Below are 18,738 nucleotides of genomic sequence, written 5' to 3'. Positions count from 1 at the left end.
TGTGATCGACAAAAAATACAATTTCTAGATCTATACAATCCGATCTTTTTCCAGTAATTTTACTATGGTATGAAAAATGCTAAGAATAAAATGACTCAAAAAGGATGACCTATGAAAAAAACGATTTCAGCTTTGACACTCAGTTTAAGCCTATTACTCCCATGTGCAGCATTTGCCAAAAATAATGTCGTTGTTGTCGCTACTGGTGGAACGATTGCAGGTGCTGGAGCAAGCTCTACCAATAGTGCAACCTATACTGCGGCAAAAGTTCCTGTGGATGCATTATTAAATGCGGTTCCCCAGATTCAAAACCTTGCCAATGTGACTGGTGTGCAGGCAATGCAAGTTGCATCAGAAAGCATTACGGATAAAGAATTATTATCCCTTGCACGGCAAGTCAATGACTTACTTAAAAAGCCTGATGTGAATGGTGTCGTGATTACACATGGAACAGACACACTAGAAGAAACAGCTTTCTTTTTAAATTTAGTGATTCATTCAGACAAGCCGATTGTATTGGTCGGGTCAATGCGTCCAAGTACTGCACTTTCTGCTGATGGCCCGTTGAACCTTTATAGTGCGGTTGCACTTGCTGCCGATGATAGTGCAAAAGGTAAAGGAACTTTTGTGCTCATGAATGACGATATTTTTGCAGCACGAGATGTTTCAAAAACAATTAATATCCATATCAATGCATTTATGAGTCAATGGGGTGCACTCGGGACCTTAGTCGAAGGAAAACCATATTGGTTCAGAAACACAGCGAAACGTCATAATAAGAGCTCAGAATTTAATATTGAAAATATTAAAGGTGATAGCTTACCGCTAGTACAAATTGTTTACGGTTCAGGCAATATGTTGCCGGATGCATACACGGCTTATGCTAAAGCAGGGGCAAAAGCCATTATTCACGCAGGTACAGGCAATGGTTCCGTAGCTAATTATATTGTCCCAACATTAACAGACTTACAAAAACAAGGTGTGCAGATTATTCGTTCATCTCGCGTACCTCAAGGTTTTGTTCTTAGAAATGCAGAACAACCAGATGACAAATATGGTTGGGTCGTCGCACATGATCTTAACCCGCAAAAAGCTAAATTACTTGCTGCACTTGCTTTAACGAAAACAAAAGATGCCAAGGAAATTCAACGCATTTTTTGGGATTACTAAAATCAATAATTGTGAACTTGAGTAGTAATGCTTTTCAGCTAAGCACCTTAAAAACTTAAGGTGCTTTTTACCGTCTATAAATAGATCAAATTCATCGACTCTATATCGAATAAATATTTAACAAATCAATAGCAATCTATACTCGCCATCTTTTTCAACAGGCGCTCTATGTACACAAGGTAAGACCTGTTGTGTAGGATGATCTACCGCCAGTCGCCAAAGATTCCCTAAGCATAAATTCACAGGTTTAGCGTTGGATTTAGCTTGATAATGCAAATCAAAGAAATAATCCTCTAAGAAATTTTCAAATTCCGCTTCTGGGCCATCATGTAGTTCTTTGAGTTTTTCTCTGACCTCGGGAATCAAAACTTTTTGTTCTACTTGATCATTGGGCACGATATCACTTGCAGCGCCGTGGTAGGTACATAAGAAAGTATCTGTTTCTATGGGTGAACGATCTATATGAAACGAATATACATCTGTTGAAATAAAGTCTAGCTCGTCATCACGTTCATAACATTTTAGTAAATTAAGTGTAGGGGATGCACCGAAATCAGTTAAGAGCTGAATATCACTTAAGAGAATATCCCTTGCTAAATTTCCTTGTTCTGAGAGTTGTAGCGCTAAAAGATCTTCAATAGAAACTTCTGTAATATTTTCTTTTAACTCAAGTTTAGCCACAATTTCTTTAAAATCACCAATCAAATCCCTATGCCAGCAAAGTGCATTCATTTCTCCTTGAAATTTGGAGTTTACAAGTTCAGAGAAAGAGGAAACAACTTCAATTTGAGGGATGTCAGAAAACTGATTTTTCATAGCAGACTTAATATTAAACCATATGCAATATTATACGTTTAGTTTGATCATAAGAATAATTAATGAAGCAAGGCAATTTTCGAAACTTTAAGTATTTCATCAAAAACTTATGTCATTGATAAGGGGGGAAATGCATATAATTGTGCAGAATGACTAGTTTTGAGAAAAATATGGCTGTTGATAAAGATAAATATAAGGCGCTTTATGAATATCAAAAGGCTCAGTTTGATGATGAAAAAACGAGGTATTCAAAATTAGAAGATAAAGCCACTAAATATCTAACTTCTTTAACTATTGTAATATCTGCCTATATATTAATTGTTGGAAAATTTATTGGAGCTTCTAATACGATCTTTTGTTTGACATATGCCTTAATTATTTTTTTTATTGTTTTAACTTTTCTTTCTTTTTGTAGTGCATGGTTTTCTATTTTTAACAGTTTAAAGCTTCAAGAAGTTAAAAAAATGCCTTCAGATCATCGTCTAATTGAGTATTTTCTTGATAATGAGCTGCCAACAATTTATTGGGATCTTGCGGAAAAATATGATGAAGCCATTAAGTGGTATCGTAATAAAAATCATGATAAAACTTTATTAATGCAACAGGGATATAATGAAATTATTCATTCAGGAATATTCTTTGTTATTTCTATATTTTTTATATTTTTAACTAAGGTAGTTTAACGTGACAAAGTCGATTAACTCTAATTCAACAGATAATACAGCCCAACCTCTTAAACAAGATAGACCTGTTAAGGTTAAAGGACCTGACTTGACACTTATTCTGGAAGATGCTTCTGGGAAGTCATATAAGACTCCCAATGGTAAAAAGTAATTTTAGTATTAAACAATGTAGGGTTGATCATGACGAAGTCTAGTAACAATAGCCAACAAAATAGTGGTACTCAACAATCGTCTGCCAAACCAGAAAGACCTGTAAAAGTTTCAGGTCCTAAGTTAGTTGGTGGAGCTCTTGATGGTGGATCAAAGGATTGGTTTGATAAGCTTAATAGCAATAAAAAATAGCTCACAAAAGAGTCCACGTTATCTAATGGTGCACTCTTGTCTAAAATTTGGGACTCTTAGCAAAGTAAAAAGTCGTTGATATATAAAATTGAGTAGCTGAACATGATCAATACAACCTGAGTTTGATCATGTATCAGCCACTTATTTAAACCTATTTCCTTTACTCATGTTCTTTGCGAAGACTCAATGAAAGCTCATCCCAACGTTGTATTGCTGTATCCATCGCTTGCATTTTGACATGACCAAAACCACGTACATCTGCTGGTAATTGTGCGATTTGCTCAGCAACAGACAAGTCATAACTTTCAGGTGTAGAACTGATGGCTTTGACAAATGCGATATAACGATCACGCCACGCATGTTCTTTTTGACGCTCTTGCTGCAAAGCAAATGGATCAAGGAATGTTTCTCTGAGCCACTGTAGGCGAGCAAGAATAATCATCGGAATACGCATCCAATATCCGAAAGCACGTTTGCGAATGGCGCCATGAGCGCCCAAAGCTGGCGGTGCTAAGTGATAGGTTAAACGTAAACCTTGACCAAACTGGGTTTCAATTGATTGTTTAAAGCTTTTCCCTGTGAGTAAGCGTGCAACTTCATATTCATCTTTATACGCCATGACCCTATAGAGCTGTGTCGCAATGGTTCCAGCGAGTTCTTCTGGTAATACTTTGGCAGCTTGTTCAGCAAGATTTCGATACTGATTTGCATAGTCTTGATTCCAATACTCGACCAGACGAGCTGAACGATCTTTAATGAGTTCAACCAACGTGGTTGGTTTACGCGTTGTTGGTATGGTTGCAATAATGCGTTTGGCTAAGTCAGGGTCACTCATCAAATGGCACCCGATACGGAAAGCTTCAAGGTTTTTTTCAGTAGCCGTACCGTTGAGGTGAATTGCCTTTTCAATACTTTCGCGTTTAAGTGGTATCTGACCTGCTTGCCAAGCCATGCCAAGTAAGATTTGATTTGCAAAGATTGCATCACCTAAAACTTGTGTGGCAATACGTGTTACAGGTAAAGATGTGAGTTTTCCTTGAGTCGTTCGACCACGAAGTCGGTGAATCAAATCTGTAATTGGCGCATACCAATCACGAGATTGAAGGAAATCAGAAGTAGGGGAGCTATCTTCATTCACGATGACAACAGCATCCGCTTTTAAACGAGAAAGTGCAGCATTACTGCCTGCAACAATCGCATCTGCACCAATTAAAACATCACATTGTCCCGCAGGGATTTTGGTTGCGGAGATTTGCTCATCTTCTGTAGCGAGTTGTATGTAGGAATAAACTGTACCACCTTTTTGAGCAAGTCCAGCCATATCCATGATACGTGCAGCTTTACCCTCCAAATGAGCAGCCATTCCCAATAAAGCGCCTGCTGTCACCACACCTGTACCGCCAACACCACCAACCATGATCCGAATGGGTTGTTGATCTAGTTCTGGAAGGATTGGTTTTTCTGGCCAGCCAGCTTCTATACCTTTGAATATTTCTGGACGTTTCATATCGCGGGTATGGACTGTGACAAAACTTGGACAAAAACCATCCACACAAGAGAAGTCTTTGTTGCAACTGCTTTGATTAATTTGACGTTTAGTTCCTAATATGGTTTCAACAGGTTCGATAGATAAGCAGTTCGATTGTTTAGAACAGTCACCGCAACCTTCACAAATCTCACTATTGATAAAAATTCGTTCTGCAATATCAGGATAGGCATTGCGTTTACGACGGCGACGTTTTTCACTGGCACAGGTTTGAACATAAATTAACGCCGTAACGCCAGAAATCTCACGTAATTTGCGTTGGACATCATCTAGCTCATTTCTGTGGTAAATTTCGACATGAGCAGCAATACCTTCTTCGGCATGAATCAGCTCAGGTTCATCCGTGACGATGACTTGTTTTGTGATGCCTTCAGCATCGAGTTGTCGTGTTAATTGTGCCACGCTGAGATGACCATCGACATGTTGTCCACCTGTCATTGCCACTGCGTCGTTATAGAGAATTTTGTAGGTCATATTGAGTTTTGCAGCGATCGCTTGACGTATGGCAAGATAACCTGAATGAAAATAGGTTCCATCACCTAGATTGGCAAAAATATGCTTTTCATTGGTGAAATGTGAAGCACCAGCCCAACTCACACCTTCACCGCCCATTTGCGTGAACGTTTCTGTTTCATGATTTTGTAACACGGCAATATAATGACAACCGATCCCGCCCAGTGCACGACTGCCTTCGGGTAACTTAGTTGACGAGTTGTGAGGGCAGCCACTACAAAAGAAAGGTTTACGTTCTGCAATATCCAGAACACGCCGTGATTCATGTTCTGCTTTTTGTAGCAACTCAACTCTATTTTCAATCTGTGTTTTTAAACTTTCTGGAAGATCTAATTTTAAGAATCGAGCTGCCAACATTTTTGCAATAGGTTCAGGTTGGAACTCATAGTGACCAATCAAGGGTGCTTCATCAATCGATGTACTCCATTCACCTTTTCCATCACTTGCTTTACCGATGATACGAGGGCGTTTGCCATCAGGAAGCGCATAGAGTTCATCTTTAATTTGAGCTTCAAGAATCGGGCGTTTTTCTTCAACAACAATCAGTTCTGCTAAACCTTCAGCAAATTCACGCAAACCTTGCGGTTCTAAAGGCCAAATTAATGCTACTTGATACACTCTCAGTCCGAGCTGTTGAGCCGTTTCACCTTCAATTCCGAGAATACGTAATGCTTCAATCGTATCTAAATAACCTTTACCACTGGCTGCAATACCAATACGCGCATCAGGACAATGCCATGTCACTTGATTCAGTTGATTTTCACGTGCATAAGCCAATACAGCGGGCAAGCGATATTGATAAAGACGTTCTTCTTGTTGAATGCCGTGATCTGGCCAACGAATGTTGACACCATCTTCAGGCATTTGAACATTTTTGGGTAAAACAGGAGTGACTCGATCTAAATCCACATGAACAGAAGCCGAAGTTTCAACGATTTCACTGACTAACTTCATCGACGTCCATACGCCCGCAAAGCGTGACATGGCGACCGCATGTGCGCCTAAATCCAGAATTTGTTGTATTGAAGTCGGGTAAAATATTGGAATGCCACAACCAATCATCACGTGTTCTGACTGGTGTGGAATACTTGACGATTTACAAGAGTGGTCATCACCAAAGAAGGCAACCACACCACCTCGTTCTGATGTTCCTGCAAGATTGGCATGACGCAGAACATCTCCAGAACGATCTACCCCCGGGCCTTTGCCATACCACCAAGACGTTACACCATCATATTTACCTTGCCCTGCGAGATTGGCTTGTTGGGTACCCCAAATTGCAGTAGCAGCGAGATCTTCATTTACACCGGGTTGAAAAACAACATGTTGGTCTTTGAGTATGCCTTCAACTTGCCAGAGAAAATTATCATAATTTCCGACAGGGGAACCACGATAACCTGAAATAAAACCAGCAGTATGATAACCGTTTAAAGTATCCCGCCGTGTTTGCGCGAGTGGTAAACGCACCATAGCCTGAATACCTGTCATATAAGCAGTACCGTCATCACTGAGATATTTATCTTCAAGTGACACATCCTTGGTTGGAATTTTATTTGGGGTAAATTTTGTCGCTATATTCATTTATATCTCCTTTGAATTTTGTAGATCGAGCTACTTTCTTTTCTCAACATCCCGTTGAATATTTGGAGTAAATGACATACTCGAAAAAAGATTGATCAGTTCAACTTAAGACAATGAAACTGTTCAATGTATGTACATTAATGTCATTGTGGGTGATCCAGACTGGTGCAACAATGCGTAATTAAGAAAAACATATTTACGTTATGCGCAAAAATCTTGAGGGTGGATTACTCCATGCAATGCATGCTTTCCTAAAAGTCATTGATAGTGGAAGCTTTACCGCTGCCGCAGAGCAGATGGAACTGACAACAGCGCAAGTGTCTCGACTCATTAGCGAGTTAGAAGGGCGTTTAGGTACAAAATTACTACAACGATCGACCAGACAGCATGCGTTGACCGATATTGGTGCAGCTTATGCAGAGCAATGTCGTCAAGTACTCGCAATGGTGGAAGAGGCTGAAGCTCAAGCCATGGGAATGGCAAGCAAACCGCAGGGCAAGTTACGTGTTTTGAGTATGGCCAGTTTTGGTCATCATTATGTATCTCCGATGCTAGCCGAGTTCTGTCAAACCTATCCCGAGCTTACGGTTGAATACCGTACTTCGCAGAATGTACCAGACCTTTTAGCCAAAGGAATTGATGTCAGTTTATATCTCACTGAATCTTTGGCCGACTCAAGATTTGTAGCTCGTCGCATTGGGACAATATTTTCATTACTCTGCGCATCGCCAGCCTATTTAGAAAAATATGGCGAACCAAAATCATTAGATGATCTACAAAAACACGCATGTTTAAAATTGGTGAATCCATCTATTACACCGCAATGGCATCTAGTCAGTGAAAACAGTTGTTCATATCAAATCGATATTACAGGGCAGTTGATTGCTGACACACCAGAACTATTATTAGACATGGTGCAACAAGATATGGGTATCGCATTACTTCCAACTTTTGCTGTGATTGAGGCTATACGTACTGGGCGATTGCGCCGTGTTTTAGCAGATTGGAGATCACCTGATATTGGTGTTTATACTTTACTCCCATCACGTCATTTTATTGATGCTAAAACAAGAGCATGGTTAACCTGGGTTGAGCAGCATATTTCGCCTAAAATTCAGAGTGATACAGAGTATTTTTTATAATGCATGCAGTGTCCATAATCTTCAATTTATTCTTTCACTTCTTGTTGTATCCATCCAACAAATTTTTCAATAAGTGGTGAGTTTTCCTGACTAGAATGTATTAAATAATAAGCTCGCTTTTTTTCTAGTTTTTTAGTCGAAACCATAACTAATTCCTTTTTTTGTAATTCTTTTTTGATAAGCATTTGTGGAATTAACGCCATTCCCATACCATGATTAGCAGCAACGGCTAACATTGAAAATAATTCATGACGTTGACCATGGTTAGGGTTAGGGTGCTTTATTGGATGGAGATTAAACCATTCCTCCCAAATATGAGGTCTTGTCGTTTGTTGTAACAACGGAAGTTCTATTAATTGTTGTGCACTTAAATCAAAGCTATTGATATTAATCATCGTAGCATCAGGAAAATAGTGTATAATTAAGCTAGGTGCGCATACGGCAACCACATCTTCATGCATTAAAAAGTGGCTACATGTGCCAGGACATTGTTCAACCTGTTGAGGTGTACCTGCATAAATAGCAGCATCTAGAATATGGTCATTAAATAAAAAAGGTCGTGTACTAGTTTCTAAATGGACAGTAATTTCAGGATAAAGTTGATTAAAGGTTTGTAACTTTGGCAACAACCAGCGTGTAGCAAATGTAGGCACTACCCCGAGTTTTAAAGTACCTCCTTGTCCTTTGTGCGCAATAACATCTAGTGTGGTCTGTTCTAATCCCTTTAGATAGGGCGTAATACTTTTGAAATATTGCTGGCCTACATATGTTAGTTCTACTCCATGGCGTGTTCGAGTAAATAAAGGAACATCTAAATAGTTTTCTAGTTGTTGTATTTGTCTCGAAACAGCACTTTGAGTTAAAAATAGTTCTTGTGATGCATGCGTATAGCTAGCATGACGTGCTGCCGATTCAAAACATAAAAGTGCTTGCAAAGAAGGAATTTTGCGACGCATATATCATCCTTGAAAATATTAAGATATCAATAAATTACATATCATTATGTTATGACTATACAACTTAAGTATAAAAACCTTCAATCATCCTGATAATTTAAGTTTAAGAATTTTAAATTAAATAAAGTATGCGGAAAATGCATAACTGCATGCATATTTATTGTTTGAAAGAAAGACTATTCACGCATACAGTCAATCCAAGAATAATACAACACATGGACTTAAAGGTTGGTGAGGACACTATGAATCAAATGGTAAATTCTAAGAAAGTAAGTAAATCAAATTTTAACTGGCAAGACCCGTTCCTAATAGAACAGCAACTCAGTTCAGAAGAGCGCATGATTCGTGATGCAGCAGCTGCTTACTGTCAAGACAAGTTGATGCCAAGGGTATTAGAGCAGTTCCGCCATGAAAAAACTGATCCTGCTATTTTTCGTGAAATGGGTGAATTAGGATTGCTAGGTCCAACTATTCCTGAACAGTACGGTGGTGCTGGTTTAAATTATGTCAGCTATGGTTTGATTGCACGTGAAGTCGAGCGAGTCGATTCAGGTTATCGTTCAATGGCCAGTGTACAAAGTTCACTGGTCATGGTGCCGATTTATGAATTTGGTTCTGAAGAGCAAAAACAGAAGTATTTACCAAAATTAGCCACAGGAAAATATATTGGCTGTTTCGGCCTGACTGAACCTGATCATGGTTCGGATCCGGGCAGCATGATTACCCGTGCCAAAAAAGTCGATGGTGGCTACCGCTTAACTGGCGCAAAAATGTGGATTACCAATAGTCCGATAGCAGATGTATTCGTGATCTGGGCCAAGGAAGTATCCTCTGAGGGGAAAGTCGGTGATATTCGCGGATTTATCTTGGAAAAAGGCTGGGAAGGACTTTCAGCGCCTGCGATTCATGGCAAGGTCGGCTTACGCGCATCGATCACTGGTGAAATTGTAATGGATAACGTGTTTGTACCGGAAGAGAATGCATTTCCAGAAGTACGTGGCTTAAAAGGTCCATTTACCTGTCTGAACAGTGCGCGTTACGGGATTGCTTGGGGGGTCATGGGCGCAGCAGAGTTCTGCTGGCATACGGCACATCAATACACTATGGATCGTAAACAGTTTGGCCGACCACTTGCTGCTAATCAGTTGATCCAGAAAAAACTGGCCGATATGCAAACTGAAATTGCACTCGGTTTACAGGTAGTTTTACGTTTTGGTCGTATGAAAGATGAAGGTATTGCATCAGTCGAAGGTACATCTTTAATTAAGCGTAATAACTGTGGTAAAGCCCTAGATATTGCACGTCTGGCACGTGACATGATGGGTGGTAATGGGATCTCTGATGAGTTTGGCGTAGCACGGCATTTGGTTAATCTGGAAGTAGTTAATACCTATGAAGGTACCCATGATGTGCATGCGTTAATTTTAGGACGCGCACAAACCGGAATTGCCGCTTTCGGTAACTAATTTAGTTTTTCAATTCAGGATGTTTATTTATAGGCATCCTTGAGACTTTTTTGTCTCAAAAAAATCAACAATTAACTTAAATTAAAGGATTCATCGTGAAACATTCTTGTAAATCTGTGCGTTTGCAAGCTTAAAGTTCAAATGGAACGATAGAAAAATAATAAAGAACCTAAGGCAAATGTAGAGAAATAATAGGACTGCCGATGACTCATTTGGGAAAATGAGGGATATGGAAATGAATAATGATATACAAGCCGAAGCAGGATCGCTCAGCAGAAAATTACCATCTAATATAGGTACAGTGTGCCGTATTCATAAAAACACCTGGAAAATTGCATTTGTTTTTGCATTTATTTCTCTGGTAATTGATGGTGTCGACATCATGCTGTTGTCATTCAGCTTAACCAGTTTAAAGGCTGAGTTCGGTCTAACTTCATTTCAAGCCGGTATGCTGGGAAGTTCATCACTAGCAGGGATGGCGCTTGGTGGAATTACAGGTGGATGGGCATGTGACAAATTCGGTCGTGTCAAAACTATCGCCTGGTCTGTGGTTTTCTTTTCAATTATGACCTGTATTCTAGGCTTCACTCAAAGTTATGAGCAGTTCATGATTTTGCGGTTTATTGGTGCATTTGGATTAGGTTCGTTATACATGGCGTGTAATACGCTGATGGCTGAATATGTACCAACAAAATATCGCACCACCGTTTTAGGCACATTACAGACAGGTCAAACCATTGGTTATATTGTGGCGACGTTGTTGGCGGGCGCAATTATTCCTGACCATGGCTGGCGTATGTTGTTTTATGTCACGATTGTTCCAGCAGCATTTGCACTTATTTTCATGCGTTTTGTACCTGAACCTGCATCTTGGCAGGAAGCAAAAATAGAACAATTTAAACGTAAAGAATTGAAAATTGAGCCTACAGCTGAAGCAATCACTGCAAAGGCTCCCTCTGAAAGTGTGTATAAACGTATTTTTGGCCATACTCAGCACCGCAAAATGTTTTGCTGTGGATGACTACGGCTGCTTTCTTACAGTTTGGTTACTACGGTGTCAATAACTGGATGCCAACCTATTTAGAAACAGAACTGAATATGAACTTCAAAGCTTTAACAGGCTATATGGTAGGTGCATATACAGCAATGATTCTAGGGAAAATTATTGCAGGCTATGCCGCAGATAAATTGGGTCGTCGGGTAACTTTTGTCTTTGGTACAGTTGCGACAGCCGCATTTTTACCAGTGATTATTTTCTACAATACACCAAGCAATATTGCTTATTTATTAATTACCTTTGGTTTCCTCTATGGAATTCCATACGGTGTAAATGCAACCTATATGGCGGAAACCTTCGCGACCGATGTTCGTGGTACAGCCATTGGCGGTGCGTATAACATGGGACGTTTAGGTGCTGCGATTGCACCTGCTACCATCGGGATTATTGCGGCAGGTGGTTCATTCACTATGGCATTTATTGTAATGGGTACAGCCTACTTTATTGCGGGTGTTATTCCAGGCTTGTTTATCCGTGAACGGCAGTATGATCCACAGCAATCTTCATTAGTGACGGTCACAAATACGGCAGAGAAAACGTCGAGTAGCGTGGAAGTAATCAACAAAACTATTACCGCTAAATAATAAAAATGGCCAGCAGCTTCCTCTGCTGGCTTTTGGAGTAGAACATGGGTGCATTACAAGGAATACGGGTACTGGATTTAAGCCGCGTACTAGCAGGTCCATGGTGTGGACAGATTTTGGCTGATCTAGGTGCTGAAGTGATTAAAATTGAACGTCCAAAAGTGGGAGATGACACCCGTATGTGGGGACCACCGTGGATGCTGGATAATCAGGGTGCTGCCACCCGTGAATCGGGCTATTACCAGTGTACCAACCGCAACAAATATTCAGTTGCTATCGATATTGCAACTGAACAAGGGCAGGAACTGATTCGTGAAATTGCTAAAACTGCCGATGTAGTGATTGAAAACTATAAAGCAGGCTCATTGGAAAAATACGGTTTAGATTATGCATCTTTAAATCAGCTTAATCCAAACTTGGTCTATTGCTCAATTACTGGATTCGGCCAAACTGGACCGCGTGCAGAAGAGCCGGGGTATGACTTTATTATTCAAGGTATGTCCGGATTAATGAGTATTACAGGTGAAAAGGATGAGTTACCCGGTGGCGGTGCACAAAAAGTCGGTGTAGCTGTGGTCGATATTCAAACGGGGCTGTATGCAACCGTTGCCATTCAGGCGGCTTTACTGGCACGCCAACACACTGGTTGTGGGCAATATATCGATTTATCCTTATTAGGCGTACAGGTGGCTACACTGGCCAATCAGGGCATGAATTATTTAACTTCTGGTATTGCTCCAAAGCGCATGGGGAATAATCATCCGAATATTGTTCCTTATCAAACATTCAAAGCCAAAGATAAAGAGTTTATTATCGCCTGTGGCAATGATAAGCAGTTTAAAGATTTGTGCATTGCCATTGAACTTCCTAAATTATTAGAAGATAAAAGGTTTCAACATAATCAGGATCGGGTTAAGCATCGTGATGAATTGATTCCATTGCTGTCAGAGTACTTCTTGACTAAAAATGCACAAGATTGGGTAGCGGCAATTCATGCAGTAAAAGTACCGGTCGGGGTGATTAACTCGATAGAAGATGTACTACATGAACCACAAATTCAGTCTCGGAATATGGTGGTGGATGTTGCACATCCGTTGAATGATCAATTTAAAATGATTGGTTCACCGATAAAGTTATCCAATACACCGGTTGAATATAAGCATGCTGCGCCACAGTTGGGTGAACATACACTAAAGATTTTATTACAGTATAAATCCCGAGAAGAACTCGCTTTTTTACAAGCTAAAGGTGTTATTGATAGTTCAATAAATATTTTACTTGATAATTCGGTTGCTTGAATGTGTATTCAATAGATAAATGTAGCCAATTAAATTTGGCTGCTCCAATTCGTACTCTAATGGAGAACGCTGACCGTTAAAACCTTGTCTGCGTTTTGAATTGTAGAACAGCTCAATATATTCAAAGATATCTGTCCTCGCTTCAGACCTAGTTGTGTAAATTTTCTTTTTAATTCATTCCCGCTTTAATAACTGGAAGAAACTTTCTGCGACATTAACTGCTTCAATTTTGAACTCTTCTGGGTATCTTTTACTGCTCATAAGCACCTTGTTTATTAGCCATTTTATCTAACTTCAAGGTGTCTATAAAATTGTTAACTATTCAGTTCATTCACAATTGAATGACAAGAATGGTTACTTCACAGAATCGCTCGCCAGCAACGTGGCTTCATTTTTCACCATGGATCGCGCTCGTATAAACCATTACCAGATCAAGTCTACTATTAGAGATCTTAAGGCACATGTTTTGTGTACTGTCTGATGTGGATGAGCTCTATATTTGTAGTATTGGAAGAAGCTGCAGCTATTGATCGAGCAAATATTTGCTCATTCAATTTAAATTACCATAAAATGCGCAAATATATTCTCATTTTTTTTATTTTATGATATTTTTGAGAAAATATTTGCTCATTTATATCTATGGAAAAATTAACGATCCAAGCTCTTCTCGATACAGAATGGCTAGATATAGCAGAACTCAAGATATTAGAACCACATAAAGGTTCTGCAAGTGCGAGTGAGTTATCCTACGAATTAGAATATGCCATTTCATATCTAGATAAGAGAGATGAACATGCCTGTAGCTTAGCACTTCCTGTTCAGATTCTCATTCAACATGAATCGAAAGTCTGGTTTAGTTTTTTAGATGATATTGTTCCGTCTGGTGCTGCTCGACGTTATTTAGTGCAATATCTAGGTCTGCAAAAACTTTCGCCAGCAGAACAAGATTTTACTTTATTGGAAAAGGGCACAATTGCTCCTGTAGGGAATCTAAGAGTTAAGGAGTCAGTTCCACCAATAAATCCAGAATCAACATTGCACTTACGCAAGTTCACTACTGATGATGTTACGGAACGAAATGTTGATTTTCTCGAATACGCACAACAAATGGGTGCAATTAGTGGCGGTGCAACTGGTGCAGGTGGTGAGGCTCCAAAACTACTGATTCGCGTATCAAAGGATCAGGAGATTTGGATTGATACCTATCAAAATTCTTTTGATGAACCAGATCAGCATTATCTAGTTAAATTCCCTCGAAATAAGCGTAGTGCAATAGATTGCGACATATTGAGAGCAGAATATCATTTTTATCATGTCCTGAATGAACTTGGATTTACAACAATTGAAACTTCTCAGATGAAGCTGATTGAAGGTCAGAAATACCCTTCGTTATGGCTGCCGAGATTTGACACAGAGTGGCGTAATCAACAATGGCATCGACTCGGGCTTGAGTCGGTTTATTCCGTATTGAATAAAACTCCAGGGAGCCATTTAAATCATTTTGAGGTCATAGACGCGCTTTGTACCTTATTAAAATCAGTGAACAAAAACTTTGATTCTTCGCAATTCGTTTGTGAGTGGTTACAAAGGGATTTGCTGAATATCATTTTTGGTAACTCAGATAATCACGGCCGTAATACGTCATTCTTAAAAAAATCAGGACGAATATTTCTTGCTCCAATTTACGACTTTGCCCCAATGAAAGCCGATCCAGAAGTTGTGATGAGATCAACAACATGGGGAAGTCCGTATGAAGAAGGAGGGGAATACCGCTGGGAAGGTATTAGCCAAAATCTTGCACATTGGTGTGAACCACATATCTCTTTAAGTACATTGAAAACATTGGCGAGCAAACTTATTGGTCTCAAACAGCAATTAATCAATAAAGGTGTTCCCCAAACGATTATAGATATGCCAGGTCTAGGATATGACTTTATTGAAGCCAAATTGAGTCGATGGGAGCTATTATGAAAAAGGAAAATCAGCCACTTGACCGTCAGCAATTGCTCATTGATTTATATACGCAATATTTATTCGGTAAAATTACCTTGGGGCAACTGCTGAGCCACTTGCGCAAAAATGTATTGGGGCTATCTCAAGAAAAATATGCAGCAATGGTTGGAATCAGTCGGCGTACTTTAACCGACATTGAACAGGACAAAGGTCAACTGACTCAGGTCGTATTAGATAAGGTGTTTAAACCACTTGGCTTAAAAGCCGGCCTCGTACCGACACATGAGCATATTGTTCACAAGGTTATTCAGCCATCTAGTGATTAAAAACTTAATATTGAAGCTATTTTGATCATCACATCGATAGGCTGCGCGCGTAGATTTCGGCATAACGTATATTATGTTCATTAGCGTACTCGGCATTGTGAATATAATTTTACTAAGATTCACAATGTCGAGCTGTAGCACCAACTGAGGTTGCGTAGGCTACATTCTTGGATATGCTATTTAACATAAAATTACGTTATGCGACATCGAGTTAGCGATAGCTTATCTTTTGCAATAGCTTCACTTGAAATCATAGCTTTATATAAAAAAACAGGGAGACCGTCTTCCTTATCTTCGGCCCTTAATTCTTTTGTTCCATCGCGATATTCAAAGATAGCAATAGGGTAATTGTCTTGATCTGCAATGTAAAAACGTCTGTCTTTAACCACCAATTTGTATTCTTCAAATTGATGTTGAAGTAGTCGCATAAACTTACTTTCATTATGAGAAAGTAAGTTTAACTGTCTGATTCTATCTGCATCACTTGCATAACGCATTTTTTCACGCTGTCTTTCGTTATAGCTCAAATAGACATTTCGTTTTTGCTGCTTAATTACTTTCTCTTTTGGCTCTTTCGAGTCTCTCCAGAGATAGCCAACTATAAACCCTAAAATTAGGCAGAATAATCCAATAGCCACAATTTTATTTCCCGAAGAGAAGGGCGATTAATTCGCCCTTTTTTATTTATAAATCTAATAGTCTGGATCGACATAGATAATCAGTCTTTTTTTAGTACTTCTTCACGATATTTCATTACGTCTGAAGTCTTAATATCTTTTAGATGCTTTCTTATAAGTGTATGAAGAACATCAGATTCTTTTATGCGGGATTTCGTTTCAATCATCATATTTAAAGTAAGTTCCTGAAGCATTTCTTCCTCTTCATCTCGAATTCTAACTGTAGTGGACATTTCAGTGCTCCATGTGATTTGTAATTTATATCGTATTACATGTTATTTTGTAACATCTAACATGTTATTTTACAGTCAAATGTAACTTGTGACAAATTACAAATTACAAATGACTAAAGAACAAGCCTTCGAGACAGTTGCAAAGATAATTTTTGACCGTGGTTGTCAATTAATTATTGGGGGAAATCCTGCTTACGAAACCGAAAAGGTTCTTTTTCATATTGAAATGTGCATGACAGAGTGGGGCTACCGTTCTGCCAAAGTTGCTGAATACTGCGATTCAATAAAACAAGAAAACGACTTAATGCGTTCAATGGGGATCAACTAATGCCTGAATTAAATTGGTCACTTAACCGAAACTACATTAACGAAATTGATCTGCCTGAGAACAAAAAACAATCGAATACAGCGAGTTTACAGTGGGGATTGAAAACCCCCTCTAATAAGATGGGGGAAAAGCTTAATCAGCCGTCACGCATGGACACTGCGGATTGGGATTTAGAGCTGCCATTCGCCCGCGAAAACCCTGTGCCATACATGCACATGATTTCAACATCATCAGGCGCTAAGCCAGTTCAATGTCGTTTACCTGCGGATAATGAAATTGCCGTAGTGGACTGGGTGAATTTCACTATTGGAATTGAAACAGTAGGGGATCGCTTCCTAAATACGGAAGATTCGACCGATGAAAATCGTTGGATGAATACAATAATCGCATTCGATGAACATTTAGAGCATATCTTTGGATTTTCGACCACAAGCCAAAATAAAAGCGGTCGTAACTTCTACAAACAATCTTACGTTCTTGGTCAAGATATGGGTTTGGTCTGCATTGGTGGCCAACGAAATACCATCCTAGTGATGCTTTCAGGTAAAGGCTGTGCCTTTGCTGACTCAGGTTGGGAAAAACGTCTATATACATTCCTGACCAATATTGCCAAACGTGCAAAGTTAACCCGTATCGACTTAGCTCATGATGACTTTGATGGCAAGCATATCAATGTTGATTGGGGTAATTATCAAGACGATATCGGCGGTTTCCAATGTGGAAATCGTGCTCCAAATATTGAATATAAAGGCAATTGAAAACGTCCAAATGGTCGCGGTCGTACCTTAAATATTGGTAGTCGTGAATCGGGTAAATATCTGCGTTTGTATGAAAAAGGCAGGGCAGAGGGTGATCCTGACGACAACTGGCAACGATGTGAAGTTGAGTTCAAGGCTGTAGACCGTATTTTGCCTTTCGATATGTTGCTTGCTCCGTCTGAGTATTTACTTTCGGCTTATCCATGCTTTGAAGACATTGCACCGCATATTCAGCCTGCACGTATTGAAACACTTAAAAAGAATTCGACCATTACTGCAAAGGCAGCAATTGCGACGCTCAAACGGCAGTAGGGCAAATATATCAATTTCTTTAAGCAGATTTTTGAACCTGAAGAACTGATCAATCTAATTTCACACACAGACCAATTTGCTTATCCAAAGCGGTTGGATCACGTCTTAATGACAGCAATGAGGATGTAAAAAATGCAATTTAAAACACCAGTAACAATCGTTGGCGCTAAACCTGTTGATTTCAAAGATGACAAAACAGGTCGTCATTATGACTACGTGACCTTGTATGTCGAAATGCCTTTGGATCAGTCACAGGGTAAAAACTGGGGCAATGCAATTGAGGTATTCAAATGGTTAGACCATACAAATATCGAAAAATTAAAAACACTTAAAGCACCGCTTAAATGCGAAATGCTTGTTGAAGCAGTTTCAACGGGTAAAGAGACAAATTTGGTCTGCCTAGATGTCTATCTACCACAGGCTAAACCTGCATGAACATTAAATTCGTGCTGTTTGGAACCGACATCAGCGAATGTCCCAAATGCTTCAATTTAATGCACAAAAACAACATGCCTTTTCACTTATCCAAGTGCCAAGGCTAAGGATTTTAAGAAATGGCATACGAGTGCAAAACATTACAAACACAAGATGATTTGCCCGTATGTACAGAATGGCAGGAGGCTAGCTTTCTGCCAACTTTAACTAACGCTGATAGAGACATCATTCTTCAGTGGGCGATTGGAATATATGCGCTGATCTGGTCGTCGAAAAAAATATTGCGCTTTTTTGGAGGATAGTTATGAAAACTATTATCAATAAAAAGAAAGTCGGCACATACGGTGTAGGTGCTGTTTTATCAACCTCTGTACTAGCAACTAATGCAAATGCTGCTCTTGATGTAGCTGCTGCTCTTGCTGGTAACTCAACCGAAGACAACATTGGTCTTGTAGTAGCTTTCATGCTTGGTGTTGCAGTCCTCATTTGGGGTTCACGTAAAGTTGTCGGTTTCTTCAGCAAGTGATTTTGGAGCCAAGAAAATGACAGAAAGCGATTTGAA

Annotated in this window: 16 protein-coding genes and 3 pseudogenes; 13 read left to right on the top strand and 6 right to left on the bottom strand. The window is 39.4% G+C overall.

The features are described 5' to 3' along the window. Positions 1-111 precede the first annotated feature (111 nt). On the top strand, positions 112-1,170 hold the full coding sequence (locus tag F946_RS04740; RefSeq protein WP_004979679.1) for an asparaginase: 1,059 nt from the start codon (positions 112-114) through the stop codon (positions 1,168-1,170). Positions 1,171-1,287: 117 nt separating this feature from the next. On the opposite strand, the gene F946_RS04735 is transcribed toward F946_RS04740, so the two are convergent. Further along, entirely contained in the window at positions 1,288-1,986 is a 699-nt protein-coding gene (locus tag F946_RS04735) for a DUF1826 domain-containing protein (protein WP_004979677.1), read from the bottom strand. A gap of 170 nt (positions 1,987-2,156) precedes the next feature. Here F946_RS04735 and F946_RS04730 point away from each other — a divergent pair, with 170 nt between their 5' ends. After that, positions 2,157-2,669: a hypothetical protein gene (locus F946_RS04730; protein ID WP_004979675.1), complete on the top strand. Its 513-nt coding sequence runs from the start codon at positions 2,157-2,159 to the stop codon at positions 2,667-2,669. Between the two features lie 180 nt (positions 2,670-2,849). Next, the gene (locus F946_RS17155) at positions 2,850-3,011 is read left to right on the top strand and encodes a hypothetical protein (protein WP_004979673.1); all 162 of its coding nucleotides are present in this window, start codon (positions 2,850-2,852) and stop codon (positions 3,009-3,011) included. Positions 3,012-3,171: 160 nt separating this feature from the next. Here the strand turns inward: F946_RS17155 and F946_RS04725 are convergent, their stop codons facing one another. After that, positions 3,172-6,651: an indolepyruvate ferredoxin oxidoreductase family protein gene (locus F946_RS04725; protein ID WP_004979671.1), complete on the bottom strand. Its 3,480-nt coding sequence runs from the start codon at positions 6,649-6,651 to the stop codon at positions 3,172-3,174. 203 nt (positions 6,652-6,854) lie between these two features. Between F946_RS04725 and F946_RS04720 the strand changes: the two genes are divergently transcribed. Further along, positions 6,855-7,793 (top strand): LysR family transcriptional regulator, encoded by a 939-nt coding sequence (locus tag F946_RS04720; protein WP_004979669.1) that lies wholly within the window; start codon positions 6,855-6,857, stop codon positions 7,791-7,793. A 26-nt stretch (positions 7,794-7,819) separates the two neighbouring features. Here the strand turns inward: F946_RS04720 and F946_RS04715 are convergent, their stop codons facing one another. Next, positions 7,820-8,749, bottom strand: a complete 930-nt coding sequence (locus F946_RS04715; protein ID WP_004979667.1) for a LysR substrate-binding domain-containing protein — start codon at positions 8,747-8,749, stop codon at positions 7,820-7,822. Positions 8,750-8,991: 242 nt separating this feature from the next. On the opposite strand from F946_RS04715, the gene F946_RS04710 reads away from it, so the two are divergent. The 3 genes and pseudogenes from F946_RS04710 to F946_RS04700 all read left to right on the top strand — a co-directional run bounded on the left by F946_RS04710 (position 8,992) and on the right by F946_RS04700 (position 13,154). Next, on the top strand, positions 8,992-10,215 hold the full coding sequence (locus F946_RS04710) for an acyl-CoA dehydrogenase (protein WP_004979665.1): 1,224 nt from the start codon (positions 8,992-8,994) through the stop codon (positions 10,213-10,215). Positions 10,216-10,450: 235 nt separating this feature from the next. Further along, a pseudogene (locus tag F946_RS04705) lies at positions 10,451-11,856 on the top strand (MFS transporter). A 44-nt stretch (positions 11,857-11,900) separates the two neighbouring features. Continuing rightward, positions 11,901-13,154: a CaiB/BaiF CoA transferase family protein gene (locus F946_RS04700; protein WP_004979659.1), complete on the top strand. Its 1,254-nt coding sequence runs from the start codon at positions 11,901-11,903 to the stop codon at positions 13,152-13,154. On the opposite strand, the pseudogene F946_RS16980 reads toward F946_RS04700, so the two are convergent. After that, positions 13,131-13,367 (bottom strand): annotated as a pseudogene (locus tag F946_RS16980) (IS3 family transposase); the annotation flags it as partial. The gene F946_RS04700 and the pseudogene F946_RS16980 sit on opposite strands and share 24 nt — an antisense overlap. Before the next feature lie 426 nt (positions 13,368-13,793). Between F946_RS16980 and F946_RS04695 the strand changes: the two are divergent. Continuing rightward, a complete protein-coding gene (locus F946_RS04695; protein ID WP_004979657.1) occupies positions 13,794-15,125 on the top strand; it encodes a type II toxin-antitoxin system HipA family toxin in 1,332 nt (443 codons plus the stop codon). Beyond that, on the top strand, positions 15,110-15,433 hold the full coding sequence (locus F946_RS04690; RefSeq protein ID WP_080632290.1) for a helix-turn-helix domain-containing protein: 324 nt from the start codon (positions 15,110-15,112) through the stop codon (positions 15,431-15,433). Before F946_RS04695 ends, F946_RS04690 begins: the two co-directional genes overlap by 16 nt. Before the next feature lie 191 nt (positions 15,434-15,624). Here F946_RS04690 and F946_RS04685 read toward each other — a convergent pair whose 3' ends face one another. Next, complete coding sequence (locus F946_RS04685) at positions 15,625-16,071, bottom strand: hypothetical protein (RefSeq protein WP_004979653.1); 447 nt, start codon at positions 16,069-16,071, stop codon at positions 15,625-15,627. Positions 16,072-16,151: 80 nt separating this feature from the next. Then, positions 16,152-16,343: a hypothetical protein gene (locus F946_RS04680; RefSeq protein WP_004979651.1), complete on the bottom strand. Its 192-nt coding sequence runs from the start codon at positions 16,341-16,343 to the stop codon at positions 16,152-16,154. Between the two features lie 109 nt (positions 16,344-16,452). Between F946_RS04680 and F946_RS04675 the strand changes: the two genes are divergently transcribed. The 4 genes and pseudogenes from F946_RS04675 (at position 16,453) to F946_RS04655 (ending at position 18,702) form a co-directional block, all read left to right on the top strand. Continuing rightward, positions 16,453-16,671 carry a hypothetical protein gene (locus F946_RS04675; protein ID WP_035326439.1) on the top strand — a complete coding sequence of 73 codons (219 nt, stop codon included), beginning with the start codon at positions 16,453-16,455 and terminating at the stop codon, positions 16,669-16,671. 50 nt (positions 16,672-16,721) lie between these two features. Further along, positions 16,722-17,870, top strand: a pseudogene (locus F946_RS04670) (replication initiation factor domain-containing protein). 3 nt (positions 17,871-17,873) lie between these two features. Beyond that, positions 17,874-18,176: a hypothetical protein gene (locus F946_RS04665; RefSeq protein ID WP_004979641.1), complete on the top strand. Its 303-nt coding sequence runs from the start codon at positions 17,874-17,876 to the stop codon at positions 18,174-18,176. 304 nt (positions 18,177-18,480) lie between these two features. Continuing rightward, positions 18,481-18,702, top strand: a complete 222-nt coding sequence (locus F946_RS04655; protein WP_004979638.1) for a hypothetical protein — start codon at positions 18,481-18,483, stop codon at positions 18,700-18,702. Positions 18,703-18,738 lie beyond the last annotated feature (36 nt).

Source organism: Acinetobacter johnsonii ANC 3681, from assembly GCF_000368805.1.
Lineage (GTDB): Bacteria > Pseudomonadota > Gammaproteobacteria > Pseudomonadales > Moraxellaceae > Acinetobacter > Acinetobacter johnsonii.
Note: the sequence above shows the minus strand (reverse complement) of the source record. Positions and strands in the feature narration are given on the sequence as shown.

Bases quoted from the DNA above. Each gene is read 5' to 3' on its own strand.
- F946_RS04740 (WP_004979679.1), top strand. From the start codon at position 112: ATGAAAAAAACGATTTCAGCTTTGACACTCAGTTTAAGCCTATTACTC.
- F946_RS04695 (WP_004979657.1), top strand. From the start codon at position 13,794: ATGGAAAAATTAACGATCCAAGCTCTTCTCGATACAGAATGGCTAGAT.
- F946_RS04700 (WP_004979659.1), top strand. From the start codon at position 11,901: ATGGGTGCATTACAAGGAATACGGGTACTGGATTTAAGCCGCGTACTA.
- F946_RS04690 (WP_080632290.1), top strand. From the start codon at position 15,110: ATGGGAGCTATTATGAAAAAGGAAAATCAGCCACTTGACCGTCAGCAA.
- F946_RS04715 (WP_004979667.1), bottom strand. From the start codon at position 8,749: ATGCGTCGCAAAATTCCTTCTTTGCAAGCACTTTTATGTTTTGAATCG.
- F946_RS04680 (WP_004979651.1), bottom strand. From the start codon at position 16,343: ATGTCCACTACAGTTAGAATTCGAGATGAAGAGGAAGAAATGCTTCAG.
- F946_RS04665 (WP_004979641.1), top strand. From the start codon at position 17,874: ATGCAATTTAAAACACCAGTAACAATCGTTGGCGCTAAACCTGTTGAT.
- F946_RS04725 (WP_004979671.1), bottom strand. From the start codon at position 6,651: ATGAATATAGCGACAAAATTTACCCCAAATAAAATTCCAACCAAGGAT.
- F946_RS04655 (WP_004979638.1), top strand. From the start codon at position 18,481: ATGAAAACTATTATCAATAAAAAGAAAGTCGGCACATACGGTGTAGGT.
- F946_RS04735 (WP_004979677.1), bottom strand. From the start codon at position 1,986: ATGAAAAATCAGTTTTCTGACATCCCTCAAATTGAAGTTGTTTCCTCT.
- F946_RS04720 (WP_004979669.1), top strand. From the start codon at position 6,855: ATGCGCAAAAATCTTGAGGGTGGATTACTCCATGCAATGCATGCTTTC.
- F946_RS04730 (WP_004979675.1), top strand. From the start codon at position 2,157: ATGGCTGTTGATAAAGATAAATATAAGGCGCTTTATGAATATCAAAAG.
- F946_RS17155 (WP_004979673.1), top strand. From the start codon at position 2,850: ATGACGAAGTCTAGTAACAATAGCCAACAAAATAGTGGTACTCAACAA.
- F946_RS04710 (WP_004979665.1), top strand. From the start codon at position 8,992: ATGAATCAAATGGTAAATTCTAAGAAAGTAAGTAAATCAAATTTTAAC.
- F946_RS04675 (WP_035326439.1), top strand. From the start codon at position 16,453: ATGACTAAAGAACAAGCCTTCGAGACAGTTGCAAAGATAATTTTTGAC.